The following is a 22,764-nucleotide window of genomic DNA, read 5'->3' as shown; positions in this document are numbered from 1 at the left end:
AACCTGTCGTGGGCGCTTGCCCCCATCGGTACACCCATGTCTAATGGTTACGCATCGGCCGCATGCACGCGCGCCGGGCGGGGGGAATGTCGAAGTGGCAGCAAACGGCGCCGCCGGAAGCGCACGCGCATGCTGATGTACCTGCTGCGCAGGCTCGGCCTCGCGCTGGTCACTTGCCTGTTCATCTCGGTGCTCACCTTCATCATCATCCGGCTGCCGCCCGGCGACTTCGTCGATGCCTACATCGCCAACCTGGCGGCCAGCGGCAGCACCGTCTCCAACGAGCAGGCGGAGGCGATGCGGCGCGACTACGGCCTGGATCAGCCCGCCCTCGTGCAATACGCCCGCTGGCTGGGACGCGTGCTGGAGGGTGACTTCGGAGTCTCCATGGTCTGGCGCCGGCCGGTGACGGAGGTGATCGGCGACCGGCTCTGGCTCACCATGGTAGTGTCCTTCGCGGCGCTCTTCCTGACCTGGGCCATCGCCCTGCCGATCGGGATCTATTCCGCGGTGCGGCAATACTCGATCGGTGACTACGTCTTCACCACGCTCGGCTTCATCGGGCTGGCGGTGCCGAACTTCCTGCTGGCGCTGATCCTGATGTACCTCGGCTTCCGTTACCTCGGGCTCAACGTCGGTGGATTGTTCTCACCGGACTACGTGCAGGCGCCCTGGAGCTGGGCCAGGGTCTGGGACCTGGCGAAACACCTGCCGCTGCCGGCAGCGGTGCTGGCGCTGGCGGGCACCGCCCAGCTCATCCGCATCATGCGCGCCAACCTGCTGGACGAGCTGCGCAAGCCCTATGTCGTCACCGCCCGCGCCAAGGGGCTGACGGAACGGCGGACCATCCTGAAATACCCGGTGCGGGCGGCGCTGAACCCCTTCGCCAGCTCGGTCGCCTATCTGTTTCCCTATCTGGTCTCCGGCAGCATCGTCGTCTCGCTGGTGCTCGGGCTGCCCACGGTCGGGCCTTTGCTGCTGCAGGCGCTGGTGGCGCAGGACATGTTCCTGGCCGGCACCATCGTGCTGCTGCTCGGCATCATGACCGTGGTCGGCACGCTGATCTCCGACGTGCTGCTGATGTGGATCGACCCCCGCATCCGCCTGGAGGGACACGGATGAGCGCGGCAGCGGCCGACATCGGCGCGACGGCGGGGCAGGACCGCTTCGCCCAGGCGACCCAGCTCCAGCTCACCTGGTGGCGCTTCCGCCGCCATCGGCTGGCTCTCATCAGCCTGTTCATCGTCGCGCTCTTCTATGCGGTGGCGGTCTTCGCCGACTTCCTGGCGATCAGCGACCCGCATGCCACGGATGCCCGGCGCAGCTTCATCCCGCCCCAGGCCATCCACCTGTTCGACGACGGCGCCTTCCGCCCGCATGTCTATGGCCTGCGCGGGGTGCGGGACCCGCAGACCTTCAAGCTGGTCTACACGCCGGACCCGAACCGCAAGCTGCCAGTGACGCTCTTCGCCCGCGGCTACGACTACGCGCTGTTCGGGCTGTTCGAGACCAACATCCACCTGCTGGGCATCGAGGGCGGCAGCCGTGGCGACGGCATCTTCCTGCTCGGCACCGACCAGCTCGGCCGCGACCTCTATTCCCGGATGGTGGTGGCGACGCGCGTCTCGCTGTCGATCGGGCTGGCCGGTGTCACCCTGAGCCTGCTGCTCGGCGTGCTGCTGGGCGGCATTTCCGGCCTTTATGGCGGCTGGGTCGACACGGTGATCCAGCGGGTGATCGAGATATTGCGCTCGATCCCCACCATCCCGCTCTGGATGGGCCTCGCCGCGGCCCTGCCGAACACCTGGAGCGTCACGCAGGTCTATCTGGCGATCACCGTCATCATCTCGCTCATCGGCTGGACCGACCTCGCCCGCGTGGTGCGCGGCCGCTTCCTGTCGCTGCGGGAGGAAGATTTCGTGGTGGCGGCGGAGCTCGCCGGGGCCAGCCAGGGTCGGATCATCTTCCGCCACATGCTGCCCTCCTTCGCCAGCCATATCATCGCCGCCGTCAGCCTTGCCCTGCCGGCCATGATCGTGAGCGAGACGGCATTGAGCTTCCTCGGCCTCGGCCTGCGGCCGCCGGCGGTGAGCTGGGGCATCCTGCTGCAGGATGCGCAGAACATCCAGGTGCTGGCGGGGGCACCCTGGCTGCTCTCCGCCGCCGTACCGGTGACCGTGGTGATCCTGGCCTTCAACTTCCTCGGCGACGGACTGCGCGATGCGGCCGACCCCTATGGCTGAGCCGATCGCCCTCGCCGTCCGCGACCTCGCGGTGCGGTTCGAAATGGAGCAGGGCAATGTCCATGCGCTTGAGGGCGTAAGCTTCGACCTGCGCGCCGGCCGCACCCTCGGCATTGTCGGCGAGAGCGGCTGCGGCAAGTCGGTGACGGCCCGCTCCATCCTCCGCATCATCGACCGGCCCGGCCGCATCACCGGCGGTCGCATCCTGCTCGACCCCGGCACCCCGCAGGAGGTCGACCTGGCGGCGCTCGACCCAGAATCGGCGCGGATGCGCGCGGTGCGCGGCGGCCGGGTCGGGCTGATCTTCCAGGAGCCGATGACGGCGCTCAGCGTCCACTACACCGTCGGCAACCAGATCATCGAGGCGGTGCGCCAGCACAGCGACATCTCCAAAGCCGAGGCGCGCAACCGCGCCATCGAGCTGCTGCGGGAGGTCGGCATCCCGCGCCCGGAGACACGCATTGACGCCTACCCCTTCGAGCTCAGCGGCGGGCTGCGCCAGCGCGTGGGCATCGCCATGGCCCTGGCCGGCGACCCGGACATCCTGATCGCCGACGAACCGACGACCGCGCTCGACGTCACCACCCAGGCGCAGATCCTCGCCCTGCTGCGCCGGCTCCAGGCGGAGAAGCGGATCGCGCTGATGCTCATCACCCACGACATGGGCGTGATCGCCGAGATGACCGACGAGGTGGCGGTGATGTATCTCGGCCGCGTCGTCGAATATGCTCCCGTCGCGGCGCTCTTCGCCGCGCCACGGCACCCCTATACCCGCGCCCTGCTGCGCGCCGTGCCCAGCGTGCTGGCGGCGCCGCGGCAACGACTGGCGACCATCGGCGGCGCGGTGCCGCATCCCGGCGCCCGCCCCGCCGGCTGCGCCTTCCACCCGCGCTGCGCCGAGGTGATTCCGGGCCGCTGCACCGCGGAGATGCCGCCCGCCATCCCGCCCGGCATTGCGGGCGCCAGCTGCTTCCTGGACGTACCGGCATGAACGTGTTGGAGGTGTCCGAGCTGCGCAAGCACTACCCGATCCGCGCCGGGCTGCTACGGCGGGAAGTCGGGCGGGTACGCGCGGTGGATGGCGTCAGCTTCCATATCGCGGCCGGCGAGACGCTGGCCCTGGTCGGCGAAAGCGGTTGCGGCAAGACCACCGTCTCCCGCTGCATCCTGCGGGCGCTGCGCGCCACCTCCGGCGAGATCCGCTTTGCACCGGAGGACGGCCGGGTGGTGGAGCTGGTGGGGCTGCCCAAGCGCCAGCTGCGGCCGCTCCGGCGGCACATGCAGATGATCTTCCAGGATCCCTATTCCTCGCTGAACCCGCGCATGATGGTGGGCGACATCATCGCCGAGCCGCTGAAGGTGAACGGGGTGCCCGCGGCGGAGCGCCAGGCGCGGGTGCTGGAGCTGCTCGACCTGGTGCAGATGCCGGCAAGCGCCCGCTCGCGCTTCCCGCATGCTTTCTCCGGCGGGCAGCGGCAGCGCATCGGCATCGCCCGGGCACTGGCGCTGCAGCCGCGGCTGGTGGTGGCGGATGAGCCGGTATCGGCGCTCGACGTCTCGGTGCAGGCGCAGATCATCAACCTGCTGCTGGACCTGCAGGACCGGCTGCGGCTGTCCATGCTGTTCGTCGCGCATGACCTTGGCGTGGTGCGGCATGTCAGCGACCGTGTGGCGGTGATGTATGTCGGCCGCATCGTTGAAGTGGCGCCGACCGCCACCCTCTACCGCACGCCGCGCCACCCATATACCGAGGCACTGCTGGCCGCGGTGCCGGCGCCCGACCCGGCGCGGCGTGGCCGGCAGCTGGCGGTGCTGGGCGAGGTGGCGGACCCCGCCAACCCGCCGCCCGGCTGCGCCTTCCATCCGCGCTGCCCTTATGCGGTGGAGCGCTGCCGTATCGAGCGGCCGGAGCTGACCGAGGTGACGCCGGGACGCTGGACCAGTTGCCATCGCGCCAGGGAGCTCGAACTCGCCGGCGTGGGATAGGGAGGAAAGAACAATGCGGCGACGCGAATTCGGGGCGACGGTGCTGGCGGCGACGAGCCTTGCCGCGGCCGCCGCAGCGCAATCGGGCGGCGGCGGGGCGATCGGCCAGTCCGGCCTGGTCGGCACGCTGGAGGGCCCGGCCATCGTCACCGACCCGGCCCGCGTCCCGCGACGCTTCCAGGAGGCCCCGATGCTGGCCGAGCAGGTACGGGCGGGGCGCCTGCCGCCGGTCGAGGAGCGCCTGCCGCAGGATGTGATGGTGATCCAGCCGCTACGCAGCATCGGCCGCTACGGCGGCACTTGGCGCCGCGGCTTCATCGGCCCCGGCGACAGCGAGAACGGCAATCGACTCATGTCCGCCGACAAGCCGCTGTTCTTCGACAAGACCGGCACGCAGCTCGAACCCTGCCTGCTGCGCGGCTACGAGCTTGCGGAGGATGGCAAGCGCACCACCGTCTTCCTGCGCCGCGGCATGCGCTGGTCCGATGGCACGCCGCACACCGCCGACGATTGGGTGTTCTGGTTCGAGGAGCTGTACGGCAACCGCGACCTAGTGCCGGCGCCGGCCGCCGAGATGGCGGCGAACGGCAAACCCGGCCGCGTGGTGAAGATCGACGATGTCACCGTCGCCTTCGAATTCGACGAACCCTACTACCTGTTTCCCTATCTGCTTGCCGGCGACACGCTGGTGGGCGGCGGGCAGACGCGGCAGCAATCGGACGGGCGCGCCTACAGCGTCTATGCGCCGCGGCACTACCTCAAGCAGTTCCTGCCGAAGTATTCCTCGGTGGAGGCGCTGAACGCGCAGGCACGCGCCGCCGGCTTCAACAACTGGGTGCAGCTCTTCCAGAACCGCTCGGACTGGCGGCTGAACCGCGAGCTGCCGACGCTCTGCGCCTGGCGGATGGTGCAGCCGATCACCGGCCAGCAATGGGTGCTGGAGCGCAACCCTTATTTCTACGCGGTCGATACCGAGGGCAACCAGCTTCCCTACATCGACCGCATCCAGCTTACCCTGGCCGAGAACCCCGAGGTGGTGAACCTGCGCGCCATCGCCGGCGAATACGACTACCAGGAGCGTTTCATCGATCTCGGCAAGCTGCCGGTGATTCTGGAGAACCGGCAGCGCAGCGGCTACCGCGTGCATCTCGACCTCGGCTTCAACGGCGCGGATTCGGTGCTGTTCCCCACGCTGACCTATACCGAGGACAAGGAGATCGGCCATTGGCTGGGCCAGGCCGGCTTCCGCCGCGCGCTCTCGCTCGGGATCGACCGGGAGCAGCTGAACGAGGCCTTCTGGCTCGGCCTCGGCACGCCGGGCTCGGTCATCCCGGACAAGGTGATCCCGGAGTCGCCGGGCGAGGAATGGCGCACGCGCTGGTCGACCCATGATCCGGCGCAGGCGAACAAGATCCTCGATGGCCTCGGCCTCAACCGCAAGGATCGCGAGGGGTACCGGCTGCGCCGCGACAACGGCCAGCGCCTGCGCATCGAGATCGCGGTGGCGCAGACGCTCTCGCCCACCTGGCCGCAGCAGGCGGAGATGATCGTCCAGCACTGGCGGCAGATTGGCATCGCGGGCGATGTCAAGGTGATGGAGCGCAGCCTGGCGCTAACCCGTGCGCGCAACGACCAGAACCAGATCCTGATGTGGACCAACAACGGCACGGAGAGCCTGTACCTGTACCCGCGCTATACCCTGCCGGTCGATCCGACCGCAGGGGTGATGGGCAATGCCTATGCGCTGTGGTTCGCCTCCAATGGCGAGCGCGGCACGAAGCCGGTGGAGCCGGAAATGCTGCGCGGCTTCGAGCTGATGCGCGCCGCAGCCGGCCAGCGGGAGGCGGAGCGTGTCGCCACCGCGAGGGAGATCTGGAAGCTTGCGGTGGAGCAGCAATGGGGCATTGGCCTGGTCGGCCTTTCGCCCGCCTTCATGGGCGTGCGCGTCGTCAGCGAGCGGCTGGAAAATGTGCCGGCACGTACCGGCATCTCCCAGCACATCCGTACCCCCTGGGGCGCGCACCCGGAACAGTGGTACTTCAAGACGTAGTCGCTTCTGCGTCGGCACTTCCGGCACGGCAACCGGATCGGCGAGGCCACGTCCGGTGATATCATGCGCCGCCATGCCTGGAAGGCGCTGATGCAGGACGACACTGGAAGGTTGCGTCACATGATCCGTCCGTCGCCGCCGGCCGGGGGGATCGCCGGCTGGGCCTTGCCGCGCTCCGGGCCGCGTGGCCGTGGCGTAGTGCCGGGTGCGCAGGCCACGGTCGAGGAAGCGCTGGCGGCCCGGGGGCTGGAACTTCGCCACGACCTCCTCATCGAGCACCTGCACGCCCTGCAGGACAGCCAGGGCTGCCTGCGGGAAGGGCATCTGGTCGCGCTCGCCACGCTGCTGCGCCTGGCACCCGTCGCGGTGTTCGAGACCGCCAGCTTCTACGCCCATTTCGACATCCTCCCGGACGACGCGCCCGCCCCGCCCGCGGTCACCCTCCGGGTCTGCCAGGGATTGCCCTGCGCCATGGCGGGTGGCGAGTCGCTGCTTGGCACGCTGAGGCAGGCCCCGCCCGCCGGCGCACGGGTGCTGGCCGCACCCTGCATGGGGGCCTGCCATCGTGCCCCCGCCTGCGCCGTGGGCCACGCGCTGGTCGAACACGCGACACCGGAGGTCGTGGCCACCGCACTGGTCCAGGCCCCAGCCGCCCCGGAACCGCCCGGCTTCGCCACCTACGCCGCACAGGGCGGCTACGCCACGCTGCGCGGCGCGCGCGCCGGCCACCTCGTGACCGGGGCCATGCTGGCCGCGCTGACCGCTTCCGGCCTGCGCGGGTTGGGCGGGGCGGGCTTCCCCGTCGCCCGAAAATGGCAATCGGTCCTGGCCAATCCCGCCCCGCGCCACCTGGTGGTCAACGCCGACGAAGGCGAGCCCGGCACCGTCAAGGACCGCCACTGCCTGGAGACCGACCTGCACCGCGTGCTGGAAGGCATGCTGCTGGCCGCCGTCGCAATCGATGCGGAGGCCTGCTGGTTCTACTTGCGCGACGAGTACCCTTGGCTGCGCCACGCCCTGGCGCGCGAGATCGCCGCACTGGACGCCGCCGGGCTGCTGCCGATGCCCGTGCACCTGCGTCGCGGCGCCGGCGCCTACATTTGCGGCGAGGAAACCGCGCTGCTCGAAAGCCTGGAAGGCCGTCGCGGCTATCCGCGCCACAAGCCGCCCTTTCCCGGCCAAACCGGGCTGTTCGGCCATCCCACGCTGATCCACAACGTCGAGACGCTCTGGTGGCTGCCCGACATCCTCGGCACGCCGGACGGCGCGGCACGCTATGCCTCGGCGGGGCGGCGGGGTCGCCGCGGCCAGCGGCTGTTCTCGGTGTCCGGCCGGGTGCGGGACCCCGGCGTGAAGCGCGCCCCTGCCGGCATCACCGCGCGCGAGCTCATCGAGGAGTACGCCGGCGGCATGCTGCCGGGGCACCGCTTCGTGGCCTATCTGCCCGGCGGTGCCTCGGGCGGGATCCTGCCGGAGCGGCTGGCGGACCTGCCGCTCGACTTCGGCACGCTGGAGGCCGAGGGTTGCTTCGTCGGCTCGGGCGCCGTCATCGTGCTCAGCGAGCAGGACGACTTGGCGGCCGCCGTGCGCAACCTGCTCGGCTTCTTCCGTGACGAGAGTTGCGGCCAGTGCACGCCCTGCCGCGTTGGCACCGCCAAGGGCGCGCGGCTGCTCGATGCTCCGGCCTGGGATCGCGCATTGCTCGAGGAACTCGCGCAGGCGATGGCGGATGGTTCGATCTGCGGCCTCGGCCAGGCGGCGATGAACCCGGTGCGGAGCCTGCTGCGCTTCTTCCCGGAGGCCGTGCCATGACGCACTTCACCCTGGATGGCCGCCCGGTCGCGGCCGCACCCGGCGAGACGATCTGGACCGTCGCCGCGCGTGAGGGCTTGGAGATTCCGCATCTCTGCCACTTGCCGCGGCCCGGTTACCGGCCGGACGGCAATTGCCGCGCCTGCCTCGTCGAGGTCGAGGGCGAGCGTGTCCTCGCCGCCTCCTGCATCCGGACACCGGTGCCGGGAATGGTCGTGCACAGCGCCTCGGCCCGCGCGACGCGGGCGCGGCGGATGGTGTTCGAACTGCTGCTGGCCGACATGCCGGCCGGGCCGGAGGCCCGCGACTCCGACGGGGCATTCGCCCGCTGGGTACGGCAGTCCGGCGTCACGACCTCCCGCTTCGTGCCGGAGGATGCTCGGCCCGCGTCCGACATGTCGCACCCCGCGATGGCCGTGCAGCTCGATGCCTGCATCCAGTGCGGCTTGTGCGAACGCGCCTGCCGCGAGGTGCAACATAATGATGTCATCGGTCTGGCCCGGCGCGGCATGGGGGTGACCGTCAGCTTCGACCTGCTCGACCCGATGGGCGCGTCATCCTGCGTCGGCTGCGGCGAGTGCGTGCAGGCCTGCCCGACCGGCGCGCTGCTGCCCAGGACCGTACTGGATGATGCCGGACGCCGGGCCGCGCCGCCGCAGCGGGAGGTGCCGAGCGTCTGCCCCTATTGCGGCGTCGGCTGCCAGGTGGGGTTCCGGCTGCGCGACGGGCGGCTGGAGGAGGTGGTCGGGCGTAATGGGCCGGCGAATCAGGGGCGGCTCTGCGTCAAGGGCCGCTTCGGCTTCGACTATCTCGGCCATCCGGACCGGCTGACCCGGCCGCTGCTGCGCATCGAGGGCGCGGCGAAGGACCCGGCGGATTGCCTCGATCCGCGACGCGCCCGCGCGAAGTTCCGCGAGGCATCCTGGGAAGAGGCGATGGATCGCGCCGCTGCGGGGCTGCTCCGCATCCGTGACAGCATCGGCCCGCAGGCACTGGCCGGCTTCGGCAGCGCCAAGGGGTCGAACGAGGAAGCCTATCTGTTCCAGAAGCTGGTCCGCACCGGCTTCGGCACGAATAATGTGGACCACTGCACCCGGCTCTGCCACGCCGCCAGCGTCACGGCGCTGCTGGAAGGGATCGGCAGCGGGGCGGTCACCGCCCCCTTCACCGCGGCGGCGGAGGCCGACCTGCTGCTCGTCATCGGCGCCCGCCCGACCGAGAACCACCCCGTTGCCGCCACCTTTCTCAAGGAAGCCACGACGCGCGGCGCGAAGCTGGTGGTGATGGACCCGCGCGGCACCGGCCTCGACCGCTTCGCCGAAGAGGTGGTGCGCTTTCTGCCCGGGCAGGACGTGGCGCTGCTGAACGCCATCCTGTACGTCGTGGTGACTGAGGAGCTGTTCGACCGGCAATTCGTCGCCGCCCGCGTCGACGGGCTGGATGCGTTGCGCGCGCATCTCGCGGGTTATGCGCCAGAGGTGATGGAGCCGATCTGCGGCGTGCCGGCAGCCCAGATCCGGCACGTCGCGCGACTGTACGCCGGGGCAGGCGCGGCGCTGACATTGTGGGGGATGGGCATCAGCCAATCGATCCACGGCACGGACAACACGCGGGCGCTGATCGCCCTCGCTCTGCTCTGCGGCCAGGTCGGGCGGCCGGGTACCGGGCTGCACCCGCTGCGTGGGCAGAACAACGTGCAGGGCGCCTCCGATGCCGGGCTGATCCCGATGATGTTCCCGGACTATCACCGCACCCAGGATCCTGCCTCCCGCGCCTTCCTTGAGGAACTGTGGGGTGCGCCGCTCGACCCCACCCCCGGGCTGACCGTGGTCGAGATCATGCAGGCGGCGGAGCGCGGCGTGATCCGCGGCATGTATGTGATGGGCGAGAATCCGGCGATGTCGGACCCGGATGTGGCGCATGCCAGGGCGGCGCTGGCGCGGCTGGATCATCTGCTGGTGCAGGACCTGTTCCTGACCGAGACGGCGGCGCTGGCGGATATCGTGCTGCCGGCCTCGGCCTGGCCGGAGAAGAACGGCACGGTGACCAACACCAACCGCCAGGTGCAGCTGGGCCGCGCCGCGCTGCAGCCGCCCGGAGAGGCGCGGCAGGATCTTGCGATCATCGTCGACCTCGCGCAGCGGCTGGGGCTGGATTGGGACTATGCCCATCCGCGGGAGGTCTTCGCCGAGATGACTCAGGCGATGCCGTCACTCGCCAACATCACCTGGGAGCGGCTGGAGCGCGAGGGCAGCGTCACCTATCCCTGCGGCGGACCCGACGCACCCGGTCTGGAGATCGTCTTCGGCGATGCCTTTCCGACCCCGACCGGGCGGGCGCGGCTGGTGCCGGCAGGGCTGTCGAACCCGGCCGAGCTGCCGGATGCGGCTTTCCCCTTCGTCCTGACCACGGGGCGTGAGCTGGAACACTGGCACACCGGCACCATGACGCGCCGTGCCCTGGTACTCGATCGGCTTGAGCCCGGCCCGACGGTGTCGCTCAACCCGGCCGAGCTGCAACGGCTCGGCGCGACTCCAGGCGAGCGGCTCCGTGTCGAGACGCGGCGCGGTGGGGTCGAGCTCCGCGCACGGGCGGATCCGGGCCTGCCGGAGGGCATGGCATTCATTCCCTTCGCCTACCGGGAAGCCGCGGCGAACCTGCTGACCAATCCGCAGCTCGATCCCGAGGGCAAGATCCCGGGATTCAAATACTGCGCGGCGCGGGTAATGCGGATGGCTGGCTGACGCATGCAAGGCTCGCCATACCTCCGGGCGCCATCCCGCATGGCGCAACGAGAGCAGGCATAGAGAGTGACGAAATGAGGGCTGCGTCCCGCCCCCGCCGTGTCCCGGATGGTGGTGCGGGAGCGACCGAGCGCGAGTTTGGGGCGGATCGCCTATGCTGAGCGGAGCGAACCGTGTGGCGGCCACCGCGGTGATAGGGCTGCGACGGTGCCCGAGGGCAGGATGGCGCTGCGCGGGCTGCAGGAGAAGAGCCCGAACGTCAGTCAATTGCGGGAGATGATCGGCTCAGGTTCGGCCCCATCCGGCTGCGGGCGATGGGGTGGAACAGCGCCGGCTGCCGGGTGGCAGCCACGTCGTTGAACCTGGCGCCGGGCTCATTGAGCTCGGAGAGGAGACGCTGTCTTTCCCCCATCCTGCCAAGGGCGGTGCCGCTTGCCGACCGTGTCGGCGCCGGCACCCATCTCAGTGCAGATCGCCCTGTTCTCCATACCGGCCGCAGTCGCCAGCGCAATGCACGTTTGGCGTGCCATCGCCGGATCAGCAGGTTGCGCGACCTGGGCGTGGCAGGTCGATGGGGCAAATGGCCGCCCCGCAGCGCGTCAGGCCAGCTCCGCCTGCTGGCCTTCGCGTGCGAGGTGTTCCACCAGCCGCCGCGCATGCGCGGGAAGCTGCGCCATGGTCCGCACGCAAATGCCGAGACGGCGCTCCGCCCAGGCGTCATTGAGCGGCACCGCACGTATTGCCATGGAACGGCGGCAACGATCCGCTGCCGTCCGCGGCACGATGCCCAGGCCGACTCCTTGCTCGACCAGGCGGCAAACCGCATCGAAGCTCCGTACCCGCACACGGAGCCGCAGCCTTCGCCGGACGCCGGCGGCATTGCGGGCAAGGTGGTCCTGCAGCGCGGCACCCTCCGTCAGCCCGACGAAATCCTGGTCGATGATGTCAGCAAAGGCGATCCTGCGCCGGCCCGCCAGGGCATGGCCGCGCGGTACGACCAGCACCAGGCGGTCGAGACGGAATGGCAGGACTTCCAGCCCTGTCGCCTGTGCCCAATCGGCGACGATGCCGGCATCGGCAAGCCCGCCGGCGACCGCTTCGACAATCGCATGGCTGGGCCGTTCCTCAAGGTCCACGTCCACATTCGGGTGCTGCGCGAGCCACTGCGCGAGCAGGTCGGGGAGGTATTCGCTGACCGCCGCGGTGTTGGCGAACAACCGCACATGACCCTTCAGCCCATGCGCGTAATCGCCGAGTTCGCCCCGCATCCGCTCGAGCTGCTGCAGCACGACCCGTGCGTGATGGGCCAGGGCGTGACCGGCCGGCGATGGCTCCACCCCGCGCCGGCCGCGCAGCAGCAGGGGCACGCCGAGCGCCTGTTCCATCCGCTTGATCCGCCCGCTTGCCGATGCCAATGCGAGGGCGGAGCGGTCCGCGCCGCGCGTGATGCTGCCCGTCTCCACCGTCGCCAGGAACAGGCGCAGATCCGTCAGGTCGAAATGCATCGCCCGGGGCGCTCCGCGTGCATGCCTTCGTCCCAGCCGAAGGCTGACTTGCCGAGAGCCAGATTGTCCGCCCGGAGGGCCGCCCGCAAGGTCGTGCGCAGGCGTGCAGGAGGCCGGGTTCGATGAAGGCATTGATGTCCGTGCGGATGCTGGCTGTCCTCGCCGGCGTGGCCACGGCAGCGCCGCTGCCTGCGCCGGCCGATGGCGTGCGGCGCGAGATGTTCCAGGCCAGCGGAAGACCGGCGGTGGTCGGCGTGATCTCCTGGCCATCGGGACGGGGTACCGGGCCTTCGCCCATGGTGGTGATCCTGCCGGACGCACTCGGCCCCGACTGGCGTGCGGATGCCTATGTGGCGCGACTCGGCGCCGCGGGGCTGCCGGTGCTCGAAGTGGATCTGCAGGCGGTGGCCGAGGCCGCCGGGCCCGGTGCGTCACCGCCGGGCCTCGCGGCGACCGTGGCCATCATCATCCGGGAGCTTTCCCGCGACCCACGCGTCATTGCCGGCCGCATCGGCGTGCTAGGCTTCGGGGTTGGCGGCCGCGCCGCGCTGACCGCGCCGCCCGCGCCGGACGGGACCGACCGGATTGCCGCCAGGGCAATGCTCTATCCCGGCTGCATCGGGCTGGAGCGCGATCTGTTGCGGTATGAGGTCGGCGTTTCCGCCGGATCATCGCCGGTCCTTCTCATGCACGGCGATCGTGACGCCGCGAATCCCCCGCCAGAGTGTGCCCAGGCGGCGGCGGTGCTGTCGCAATGGGGGCCGGTGGAGCGCGTCGAGATCGCCGGCACCGGCTATGCCTGGGACCGGCCGGCCTTCAGGAGCGAGGGGCCGACCATGATGCCACGGCCCGACGGCGCCGGGCGCATCAGGGCGACGCCGGAGCCGCGGCTGTTTGAGGTCTCCGCCATGCGGGTCGCACATTGGTTCGCGCGCGCCCTGGGGACGGAGGGCGAGGCGACGCCGGTCGATGACCGAGTGTTCGGGCCGGCAGCGCGGGCAGCGGAACCGGGAGCACGCCGATGATCGGCGAGGCCCTGCTTCCCGCCGCCATCGGGCTGGTGTTCCTGCTGGCTGGCATGGTGAAGGGTATTGTCGGGCTGGGCCTGCCGACGCTGGCGATGGGGCTGCTGACGCTTGCCATGCCACCGGCGCAGGCGGCGACTCTGCTGCTGGTGCCGTCCTTCGTCACCAACCTCTGGCAGATGGCCGCCGGCACGCGATTGGCGCCGCTGCTGGCACGCCTCTGGCCGATGCTCGGCTGCGCCTTTGCCGGGACCGTGGCTGGCAGCTGGTCGCTGACCGGGGGCAGCATGGCCACGGCGGCGCTCGGGGCCGTGCTTGTGGTCTATGCCGCCGTGGCGCTCTGGGCGCCGCGGCTGCGGATACCGCCGCGGGCAGAGCCGTGGCTGGGGCCGCTTGCCGGGCTGGCGACCGGGCTGGTGACCGGCGCCACCGGGGTCTTCGTCGTGCCGGCGGTGCCCTATCTGCAGGCGCTGGGCCTGCAGCGGGATGAATTGGTCCAGGCGCTTGGCCTCTCCTTCACCGTCTCGACCCTGGCCCTGGCGGCCGGGCTCGGCCTGCACGGCGCCTTCGCGCCCTCGATGGCCTTGGCCTCCCTGCTGGCCCTCGGGCCGGCGCTGGTCGGCATGGTTGTCGGCCAGAGGATCCGGGCCCGGGTGGAGCCCCGGCGGTTCCGCCTGTGGTTCCTCGCCTCACTCGCGCTGCTCGGGAGCTGGCTGGCGCTGCGGGCCTTACATTAGAGCGGATCGCAGACGAATTGCGCAGGGCGCCTGTCCCGTGCGGCGTAAAGGCCGGATCCCGCGCCCGTGGATCCTCGTGCATTCTTTATGGCTTATCTTACCCTCGCTCGGTTTCTCACATAGCGCCTTCATGCGGCGGCCAAAGGCGGAATGCGGATGCTAATCCCCGCCTCCGGAGGTTCCCCGCCCGACCCCAACCGTTTCGGCCCGATCGACCGCAGCGCTGCAAGATGCGGGCGGCGTGAGGTCAACCGCGACCCGTTCGACATCGGATGCTGCTGCGATCCAAACTCCTGCCCTACCTGACAGCGCACCCGATGAGCGGCGCGGCACCAAGCGCCGCGCACGCCTCTGCCGCATGCCGCTGGTCAAACCGGCGCTTGGAAGGCGTACCACCATACAGCCGGCGCATGCCGGGAAGCCGGATCGCGAGGTATAGCAGAAGGCCGCATGTGCGGCCTCGGACCATGGCCACGATACCTCCATCCGGCGCCACGCGTGCGACGGCCTCGGACAAGGTTCGTCAGGCCGGGGCCGAACCGGCGCCGTGATGCCGGAAGGCGAGGCGTATGAAGACAAGACCCGTCGCCCCGGCTGGTCCATTGGCGCGGCCTGTGGGTCAGTGGCGCAGCAACCACGGGCGATATAGGCTCCATGGACGCCACCACGTCATGACCGCGCCTTGGTCGTGCCAATTCCCATGCGTCGCCGAACGCCGGCACGCATAATGGCCGACGACGCTACGCCGCGCGGCGAGGAGACGGGTATGTTGCGCATTCGCATGCTCGGCGGCTTCAGCGCGGAGTGCGCGGGGCGCCCGGTCCGGTTCTCGACCCGGAAGGTCGCCGCCCTGCTGGCCCTGCTCACGCTGCGACCGGGTGCTCACATGTCGCGTGCGCGGCTTGCCGCGATGCTGTGGCCGGAGAGCGCGGAGGGAGCCGCCCGTACGAGCCTCCGCCAGGGCTTGGCAACGCTGCGCCGGGATCTCGGAGATGCGGAGGACGGACTCATCCGTGCCGCAGGCGATGCGATCATCATCCCGGCGGAGCTGGTGGAATGCGACGTCTCGGCCCTGGAGGCGGCGCTTGCGGCGTCCGGCAGGATCGGGGATGTGGCTGTCCTCTTCGCTGGCGACCTGCTGGACGGCCTGGATGCCGGCGCGGAGCCCTTCGAGGACTGGCGCCGTGCCGAGGCTGCCCGGCTGCGCGACCGCGTCACCGGCGCGCTCACGGCCGCTCTCGCATGCGCCGGCAGCGATGAGCGAAGCATCGCGCTGGCGGAGGCGCTGCTCGCGCTCGAACCCGCGGCGGAGGAGGCGCACCAGGCGCTCATGCGGGTGCATCTTGCAAGGGGCGCACTCGGCGCGGCCATGCGGCAGTACGAGCGCTGTCGTGCCGCGCTGGCCCGCGAACTCGGGGTTGTCTCCTCGCCCGAGACGGAGGCGCTGCACCGGCGCATCCGCGCGCCACGCCATGTTCAGGAGGACAGCGGGCCGACGCTCGCCGTGCTGCCCTTCACCGACCTCTCCATGGATCCCGGGCAGGCCTGGTTCGCACGCGCCTTCGCGGAGGATCTCACGGCCGAGCTTGGCCGCTTCAGCGTCTTGCGGGTGATCGCAACCGCGTCCGTGCTCGCGGTGCGGCCGCATGCGGCCTCGCCGAAGGAGGTGGCCGAGCGGCTTGGCGCCCGCTACCTGCTGACCGGCAGCGTGCGACGGGGCGGTGCACAGGTCCGGCTTGTGGCCGACCTGACGGATGTCCTGGACGAACGGCACCTATGGTCGCAGCGCCTCGATCTTTCGCCGGAACGGATGCAGGCCGCGGCGGACGAGCTGGTCGCCGCCGTTGCCGGCACCCTCGTCAAGCGGCTCGAACAGGATCTGGTGCAGGAGGCGCGCGCGAAGCCAGCAGCGGATCTGCGCGCTTGGGAATGCTGGCTGCGCGGACTCTCGCTGCTGCGCACCGGCGCGCCGGAGCACCAGGGGAATGCGGAAGCGCTCTTCCGCCGCGCACTTGCCCTCGACCCCGGTTTTGCCCGCGCCGAGGCGGGGCTTTCGCTCGCCCACTTCAATGAATGGTCCTGCATGGCCTGGGACCGCTGGGCGGAACGGGAGCGTGGCGCCTACACCCACGCCCTGCGCGCCGTCGAACTCGACCCGGCTGACGCGCTGGCGCATTTCATCCTTGGCCGCGTGCTGCTCTACCGCCGCAACTTCGCGAAGGGAGAGCATCACCTCGCGCGGGCCGAGGCACTCAATCCGAACGACGCGGATATGCAGACCCAGCTCGCGCTGACGCATTGCGTGCTGGGCCAACCCGAGCGCGGACGGGAGGCGGCAGCGCTCGCCGCACGGCTCAATCCTTTCCACGACGACTGGTACTATGCCTACGCCGCCATGCCGGAATTCTGTCTCGGAGACTACGAAGCGGCACTCGCACTTGCCCAGCGGGCGCCGGAGATCGCGGCGGACATGGATGCCTATCGGGCGGCCTCCGAGGCGCATCTCGGGCATATGGTGGAGGCGCGCAAGGCGCTCGACCGCTTCCGCGCGCGCTTCCGCGAACGCATCACCTTCGGCCGCGACCCAAGGCCGGACGAGCCGGCGCGCTGGCTCGCCCATGTGAACCCCTTCGCCCGGCAGGAAGACCTCGCGCGCCTGCTGGGCGGGGTACGCCTGGCGGGTCTTGACGTGCCCGACGACCTCCTGCGTGGCGTCCCGCACCCGTCCCCCGCCGGCACGGCAGCGCCGGTAAGCACCTAACAGGCAGAATTGTCGCGTGGTGGGCGGCTCGCCGGCAGCGCGGTCGCCTCCCGATCATGCATAGGCGTCCCGCAACGGCGGGAGCGCCGCTCCTGCCATGGTCGCGTCAGGCCGCGAGCCGTGGCAGCGATCGGGCCTGGCGCGAGAAGTCCAGCGACACCGGCGAGTGAGGCCGGATGGCCGCGCGTTCCGCCGCAAGTGCTGCGGCGAGCGCCGCATCGCCACCGCGGATCGCCGCCTCGATCAGCGTCAGGTCGATCAGGTCGCGCTGCGCATGGCTGCCGCCGAACCGATGCGCGATCTCCCGCACCGGACGGAGCTGCGCCACGGCCCGGGCGTAGTCACCGGACTCGAATGCCTGGATGGCGCGGATCAGCGGCATGCCGATATCGCGGGTGAACATGGCATTGTCTCCTGCCCCGGTGGCGGCACGCGAGGCCGCCTCCAGCACCGCATCCAACCCATCCTGGCGCCGCCCCGCTGCGAAGGCCATGGCCGCGTGCCAGTCGTTGAAGGCGTAGGAGCCAGCGCCACCCACCGCATCCCAGGCCTCCGCGACCGGCGCCCAGCGTCCGCCGACGTCGATGCCACGCAGGTGCAGCCGCCAGAGCAGCGCGGTCGCGTCCACCAGGTCGAGCACGACCTGACTCCGCCCACCCTTCACTGGCCCGTCGTAGAGGGCGAACACCTCCTCGATCTCGCCGCGATCGAGGTGGTAGAGTGCCAGGTGCCACCAGTTGTGCCCGGCGAAGAAGCTGTTGGCCGACCACGCCTCGGGGTTCAGTCGCATCCAGGCGATACCCTCGGCCGTGCGGTTCTGCATCTCGAGCACATGCGCGACGGCGTGCTGGCCCCAGCCGTCGCGCGGCTCCAGTTCCACCGCCTTGCGGCCCTCTGCCTCGGCCCGCGCGTAGTCAGCCGTCTCCTCCAGGCCAAAGGCATGCATGGAGAGAATGGCGTGGAAGCCCGGCATGCCCTGGCTCCAGGCTGGCCGGGCGCGGGCGATCCGATCACGCAGCATGCGGGCATTGCCGGTGAAGAAGTCGATCTGGTGCCCGACCTGCAGCGCCAGGGCATCACGCGGGTTCTCGATCGCAACATCCTCCATCACGCGGGAGGACGCCATCCAGTCGCCCTCGACAAGGTGCGCGATCGCCGCGAGGTGGCCGCGCTCCTGCGCTGTCGCCGGCAAGGCGCGTGCGGCAGCCAGCGTCTCACGTGCAACCGGCAAGCCGGTCGGCTCAGTGCCCAGCAGGTGAAGCCAAGCCCGCAGCGCATGGCCCATCACGAATCCAGGGCTGATCGCGAGTGCCTGGTCCACCGTGGCCACCGGGTCGCCGGCGTAGACCTGAAACTCTGCCAGGGCATGACCGTAGATCTCGCTCGCGGTGGGGCTCGCCCCGCTTAGCGTGTTGCCCAATGCGTCTCTCATCCTGGTCATGTGATCCTCCGAAGCTGATGGCGCAGGCTTAGGCGGACGGCGTGAGGGGCGCGTCGGTCAGGCGTGAAGCGGCCGTGAAACACACCAATGTGAATGTTGAGCGGCGCGGAAACGAGCGGATCTCACCGCTCCCGCCGCTTGCCGGAAATCAGGCCAACCCTGAAGCGCGCTGCACTCGACGAGAGGCAGCGGTCGCCAGGGCTAAGGGCGGCTTCGGGGCCCGGACGTCGAATGTCGCTTGCAGGCCGGCTCAACCCCACGACGTCGTTGCCTGCCGTGAAGCACGCGACCAGCCAATAACGCTGTAGCCCCTATCCCTACCAGCGACACCGTCGTGCGATCGCCCCCGGCACTACGGCGACGCGGTCGCCAAAGCGCTCGTCCGTTCCATGGCGCTTGGCAGCCTCCAGTGCGGGCGTGGCCCACCGCCCTGCCCTCTCCGCGTCCCGGCGCACAGTGCCGTGTTCTGCTGGAACACGACCTTCAGGCTATCGGTACGGTCGGTCTGGACATGCTCTAAGCGAAGATCTCGCCCAGCCGCCGGATGCTGCCGAGCGTCTTCTCTTGCGGCAGCCCCGGCCATTGCACCCGCATGATGAAATGGTCGACGCCGAGCGTCTCGCGGTAGCGCGCCACCTCTTCCTTCACCGAGACCTTGTCGCCGATGATGAAGCGGTTGCGGACGAATGCCTCGAAGGGCATGCCGAACATGGCCTCGTCGGTCGGTGCCGCCGAGCCGCCGCCGAGGCCCCAGGAGGCATAGGCAGCGTATTTGTAGCGCAGCGCTTCGCGGCATTCCTCGAAGGCGGTGGCGTGGGAGGCGCCGACGTAGCATTCGCGGGCGATCGGGTATTCCCGCGGGGTGCGCCCGCCCGCGGCCAGCGCAGCGCGGTAGACCGCCATCTGTTGCTGCACCGTGTCGATGGTGGCGGAGTTGACGATCAGCCAGGCATCGCCGATGCGCGCGGCGCGCTTAACCGCTGCCTCCACCATGGCGGCGACATAGATCGGCGGGCCGTCCGCCGAGACCGGCCGGCAGCTCAGCGACGCATCCTTCACGGTGTAGAATTTGCCCTCGTGGGTGACCTTCTCCTCGGTGAAGAGCCGGCGCATCAGGCCGATGCTCTCGCCGAAGCGGGCGGCGCGCTCGGCCAGCGGAATGCCGAAGGCGGTGAACTCCGCCTCGCGGTAGCCGAGGCCGACGCCGAGCACGTAGCGGCCGCCCGAAAGCAGGTCGAGCGTCGCCGATTCCTCGGCCACCGACACCGGGTTCAGCAGCGGCAGGATGCGGATGTTGGGACCGATCATCATGCCCTCGGCCTCGCGCATCAGCCAGGCCATCAGCGGCACCGGCTGGGGCATCTGCACCGGGCCGATGATGTAGTGGTCGGGAAACCAGAGGGAGGCGAAGCCGGATTCGCGGGCCAGCCGCACCTGCAAGACCAGCTCGGGCAACCGGGCCGGCAGGCTGTCGCCCTCGGGGAATTGGGTATTGAGGAACAGCCCGACCTTCATGTCGCTTCTCCCAAGCCGGGACTCCACCAGGCGGAGCCCGCTATTCGCAGAACGGAACGCAGCAGCCGGTCACGCCCTGGTCAGGGCGAAACCGTACCGCCCCTGCTATCAGATGAACTGCCCACGCAGGAAGCCCAGCGCCGGCAAGGGCGTCCATTTCCGCGGCAGGTCGCTGCGGCGGATCGGCGCCACGCTGTAGAAGGGCAGCGGCTGCCTGGAACGGCGCAGGAAATCCGCATAGGCGCTGACCTGCTGTGACCGCCAATCCCGGTCGGCCAGCGCCGCCGCCCGGCTGCGGAAGATCTCGGCCACGCGATGGGTGCGCCCGACCGTGGCGTATACGGCCCAGAGCGTGTCCTCGTCGCTGCGGCTGACGCTGACAAGGTCTCTCACCCTCGAATGCATCGCAACGCCGGCGGCTGGCGTCAAGCGCCGGATCGCCCGCCTGGCCAGATGGAAATGCCCGGTGCAGCCCTGCCGCCTACTATCGCCTGATCGGCCCCCACCCTGTACCCTCTGCCGCAGAGGTGACCGCATGGACGAGGATTTCCGCAAGGCAGCGCTCGACTATCACCGCCTGCCGCGGCCAGGGAAGCTATCGATCGAGCCGACCAAGCGCATGGCGACGCAGCGCGACCTCGGCCTGGCCTATTCCCCCGGCGTCGCCGCCGCCTGCGAGGCGATCGCCGCCGACCCCGATGCCGCCTGGGACTACACCGCCCGCGGCAATCTGGTCGCGGTGATCTCCAACGGCACCGCGGTGCTCGGGCTCGGCGCCATCGGCGCGCTGGCCAGCAAGCCGGTGATGGAGGGCAAGGCGGTCCTCTTCAAGAAATTCGCCGGCATCGATTCCATCGACATCGAGGTGGAGGAGCGCGACCCCGCGAAGCTGATCGAGGTGGTCGCCGCATTGGAACCGAGCTTCGGCGCCATCAACCTGGAAGACATCAAGGCGCCCGAATGCTTCGAGGTGGAGCGGGTGCTGCGGGAACGGATGCGGATCCCCGTCTTCCACGACGACCAGCACGGTACCGCCATCATCGTCGCCGCCGCGGTCCGCAACGGGCTGGTGCTGCAGGGCAAGCGGATCGAGGACGTCAGGCTGGTCAACACCGGCGGTGGCGCCGCGGCGCTGGCCTGCCTCGACCTGCTGGTCGAGATGGGGCTGAGGCGGGAGAACATCACCGTCTGCGATATCGGCGGCGTGGTCCACACCGGCCGGAACGACCTCGACCCCTACAAGGCGCGTTATGCCCGGGAAACCTCGGCGCGGACCCTGGAGGAGGTGCTGGACGGCGTCGACATCTTCCTGGGCCTCTCGGCGCCGCGGGTGCTGAAGGCGGAATGGCTCGGCAAGCTTGGGCCGAAGCCGCTGGTGCTGGCCCTGGCCAATCCGGAGCCGGAAATCCTGCCGGAAGCGGTGCGCGCGGTGCGGCCGGACGCCATCGTCGCCACCGGCCGCAGCGACTATCCGAACCAGGTCAACAATGTCCTCTGCTTCCCCTTCATCTTCCGTGGCGCGCTCGACGTGGGTGCGACGGCGATCAACGAGGCGATGAAGGTCGCCGCCGCCGACGCCATTGCCGCCCTGGCACGGGTCGAGGCGAGCGAGGTGGTGGCCGCGGCCTATGGCGGCAATGCCCCGATCTTCGGCCCCGACTACATCATCCCGAAGCCCTTCGATCCAAGGCTGATCCTGGAGATCGCCCCGGCGGTCGCCCGCGCGGCGATGGAAAGCGGCATCGCTCGCCGCCCGATCGCCGATTTCGCCGCCTATCGGCGGGAGCTGGAACGCTTCGTCTTCCGCTCCGGCTATCTGATGCGGCCGATGTTCGAGGCCGGGCGCCAGGCGCCCCGCCGGGTCGCCTATGCGGAAGGCGAGGATGAACGGACGCTCCGCGCCGTGCAGACCGTGCTGGACGAGGGGATCGCCGAGCCGGTGCTGATCGGCCGCCGTGCGGTGATCGAGGCGCGCGCCAAGGCAATGGGGCTGCGCATGGATTTCTCGGAATCCGTCGACATCATCGACCCCACCACCGACACCGCGACCCTTGCTCCGCTGATCGCGCTGTACCAGCAGAAGGTAGGCCGCCGCGGCGTGCCGCCGGAGGCCGCGGCGCGCCGGGTCGGCACCCGCCCGACCGTCACCGCCGCGGTGCTGCTGGAAGCCGGGCTGGTTGATGCCTGCCTGGTCGGCGGCAGCGGCAACTGGATGCGGCAATGGCATTACGCCTATGACGTGATCGGCAAGCGCGAGGATGTCGGGCGGGTCTATGCGCTCTCCGCGGTCATCATCCCCTCCGGCACGCTGTTCTTCGTCGACACCCATCTGCTGGTCGAGCCGACCGCCGAGCAGATTGCCGAGATGACCCTGCTGGCCGCCGCGCAGGTGCAGGCCTTCGCCATCACCCCGAAGGTGGCGCTGCTCAGCCATTCCTCCTTCGGCGCCTCGCATGCGCCGACCGCGCGCACCATGCGGGCGGCCCTGGAGCTGATCCGCGCCCGCGCCCCAGGGCTGGAGGTGGATGGCGAGATGCATGCCGATGCGGCGCTAATCCCGGCGATCCGCGCCCGGGCGGTGCCGGAGAGCACGCTGACCGACACCGCGAACCTGCTGGTCTTCCCCAACCTCGACGCCGCGAACATCAGCTTCAACCTGCTGAAGGCGGCGGCGGACGGGTTGCAACTCGGCCCCATCCTGCTGGGCATGAAGAAGCCGATTCATGTGCTGGTGCCAAGCGTCACGGCGCGCGGCATCGTCAACCTGACCGCGCTGGCGGTGCACCAGGCGAACGGGCTGCGGGAGGCGGCGACGACCTAGGGCGGAATCCGATCATTCTGGTTCATAGCCTGCGGCGGTGAAGTAGTTTCGGCACTCTTCCGGGGTAAAGCGTGGCAGGGCGTCGCGGATGGCATCCCAGAGCCCGTCGATGGTCCGCGCGGCG

15 protein-coding genes and 1 pseudogene are annotated in these 22,764 nt (G+C 70.1%); 11 read left to right on the top strand and 5 right to left on the bottom strand.

The annotated features are described in order from the left end of the window. Positions 1-129: 129 nt before the first annotated feature. From H7965_RS21545 to fdhF, 7 genes are all read left to right on the top strand, one after another. Positions 130-1,122 (top strand): ABC transporter permease, encoded by a 993-nt coding sequence (locus H7965_RS21545; RefSeq protein WP_186772650.1) that lies wholly within the window; start codon positions 130-132, stop codon positions 1,120-1,122. Further along, the gene (locus H7965_RS21540; protein ID WP_186772649.1) at positions 1,119-2,243 is read left to right on the top strand and encodes an ABC transporter permease; all 1,125 of its coding nucleotides are present in this window, start codon (positions 1,119-1,121) and stop codon (positions 2,241-2,243) included. Before H7965_RS21545 ends, H7965_RS21540 begins: the two co-directional genes overlap by 4 nt. Beyond that, entirely contained in the window at positions 2,221-3,234 is a 1,014-nt protein-coding gene (locus tag H7965_RS21535) for an ABC transporter ATP-binding protein (RefSeq protein ID WP_229682734.1), read from the top strand. The genes H7965_RS21540 and H7965_RS21535 overlap by 23 nt, the downstream gene beginning before the upstream one ends. Continuing rightward, positions 3,231-4,229, top strand: a complete 999-nt coding sequence (locus H7965_RS21530; protein WP_186772648.1) for an ABC transporter ATP-binding protein — start codon at positions 3,231-3,233, stop codon at positions 4,227-4,229. The genes H7965_RS21535 and H7965_RS21530 overlap by 4 nt, the downstream gene beginning before the upstream one ends. 13 nt (positions 4,230-4,242) lie before the next feature. After that, a complete protein-coding gene (locus tag H7965_RS21525) occupies positions 4,243-6,279 on the top strand; it encodes an ABC transporter substrate-binding protein (protein WP_186772647.1) in 2,037 nt (678 codons plus the stop codon). A 120-nt stretch (positions 6,280-6,399) separates the two neighbouring features. Further along, complete coding sequence (locus H7965_RS21520) at positions 6,400-8,091, top strand: NADH-ubiquinone oxidoreductase-F iron-sulfur binding region domain-containing protein (RefSeq protein WP_186772646.1); 1,692 nt, start codon at positions 6,400-6,402, stop codon at positions 8,089-8,091. After that, positions 8,088-10,835, top strand: a complete 2,748-nt coding sequence (fdhF, locus tag H7965_RS21515; RefSeq protein ID WP_186772645.1) for a formate dehydrogenase subunit alpha — start codon at positions 8,088-8,090, stop codon at positions 10,833-10,835. The genes H7965_RS21520 and fdhF overlap by 4 nt, the downstream gene beginning before the upstream one ends. A gap of 599 nt (positions 10,836-11,434) precedes the next feature. On the opposite strand, the gene H7965_RS21510 is transcribed toward fdhF, so the two are convergent. Continuing rightward, the gene (locus H7965_RS21510; protein WP_186772644.1) at positions 11,435-12,340 is read right to left on the bottom strand and encodes a LysR family transcriptional regulator; all 906 of its coding nucleotides are present in this window, start codon (positions 12,338-12,340) and stop codon (positions 11,435-11,437) included. Between the two features lie 122 nt (positions 12,341-12,462). On the opposite strand from H7965_RS21510, the gene H7965_RS21505 reads away from it, so the two are divergent. The 3 genes from H7965_RS21505 (at position 12,463) to H7965_RS21495 (ending at position 16,863) form a co-directional block, all read left to right on the top strand. Continuing rightward, positions 12,463-13,365 carry a dienelactone hydrolase family protein gene (locus tag H7965_RS21505; protein ID WP_186772643.1) on the top strand — a complete coding sequence of 301 codons (903 nt, stop codon included), beginning with the start codon at positions 12,463-12,465 and terminating at the stop codon, positions 13,363-13,365. Next, a complete protein-coding gene (locus tag H7965_RS21500) occupies positions 13,362-14,102 on the top strand; it encodes a sulfite exporter TauE/SafE family protein (protein WP_186772642.1) in 741 nt (246 codons plus the stop codon). The genes H7965_RS21505 and H7965_RS21500 overlap by 4 nt, the downstream gene beginning before the upstream one ends. A gap of 766 nt (positions 14,103-14,868) precedes the next feature. Beyond that, positions 14,869-16,863, top strand: coding sequence for a BTAD domain-containing putative transcriptional regulator (locus tag H7965_RS21495; protein ID WP_186772641.1), 1,995 nt, complete (start codon positions 14,869-14,871; stop codon positions 16,861-16,863). Between the two features lie 106 nt (positions 16,864-16,969). Here the strand turns inward: H7965_RS21495 and H7965_RS21490 are convergent, their stop codons facing one another. The 3 genes from H7965_RS21490 to H7965_RS21480 all read right to left on the bottom strand — a co-directional run bounded on the left by H7965_RS21490 (position 16,970) and on the right by H7965_RS21480 (position 20,212). Next, positions 16,970-18,304, bottom strand: a complete 1,335-nt coding sequence (locus H7965_RS21490; RefSeq protein WP_186772640.1) for a tetratricopeptide repeat protein — start codon at positions 18,302-18,304, stop codon at positions 16,970-16,972. A 516-nt stretch (positions 18,305-18,820) separates the two neighbouring features. Beyond that, the gene (locus H7965_RS21485) at positions 18,821-19,819 is read right to left on the bottom strand and encodes an LLM class flavin-dependent oxidoreductase (protein ID WP_186772639.1); all 999 of its coding nucleotides are present in this window, start codon (positions 19,817-19,819) and stop codon (positions 18,821-18,823) included. 108 nt (positions 19,820-19,927) lie between these two features. Next, a complete protein-coding gene (locus H7965_RS21480) occupies positions 19,928-20,212 on the bottom strand; it encodes a hypothetical protein (protein ID WP_390624589.1) in 285 nt (94 codons plus the stop codon). 142 nt (positions 20,213-20,354) lie between these two features. On the opposite strand from H7965_RS21480, the gene H7965_RS21475 reads away from it, so the two are divergent. Continuing rightward, positions 20,355-22,640, top strand: a complete 2,286-nt coding sequence (locus H7965_RS21475) for an NADP-dependent malic enzyme (protein ID WP_186772637.1) — start codon at positions 20,355-20,357, stop codon at positions 22,638-22,640. A gap of 12 nt (positions 22,641-22,652) precedes the next feature. Here the strand turns inward: H7965_RS21475 and H7965_RS31155 are convergent. After that, positions 22,653-22,764: pseudogene (locus H7965_RS31155) on the bottom strand (IS630 family transposase); the annotation flags it as partial.

This window comes from Siccirubricoccus deserti (genome assembly GCF_014283215.1).
Lineage (GTDB): Bacteria > Pseudomonadota > Alphaproteobacteria > Acetobacterales > Acetobacteraceae > Siccirubricoccus > Siccirubricoccus deserti.
Note: the sequence above shows the minus strand (reverse complement) of the source record. Positions and strands in the feature narration are given on the sequence as shown.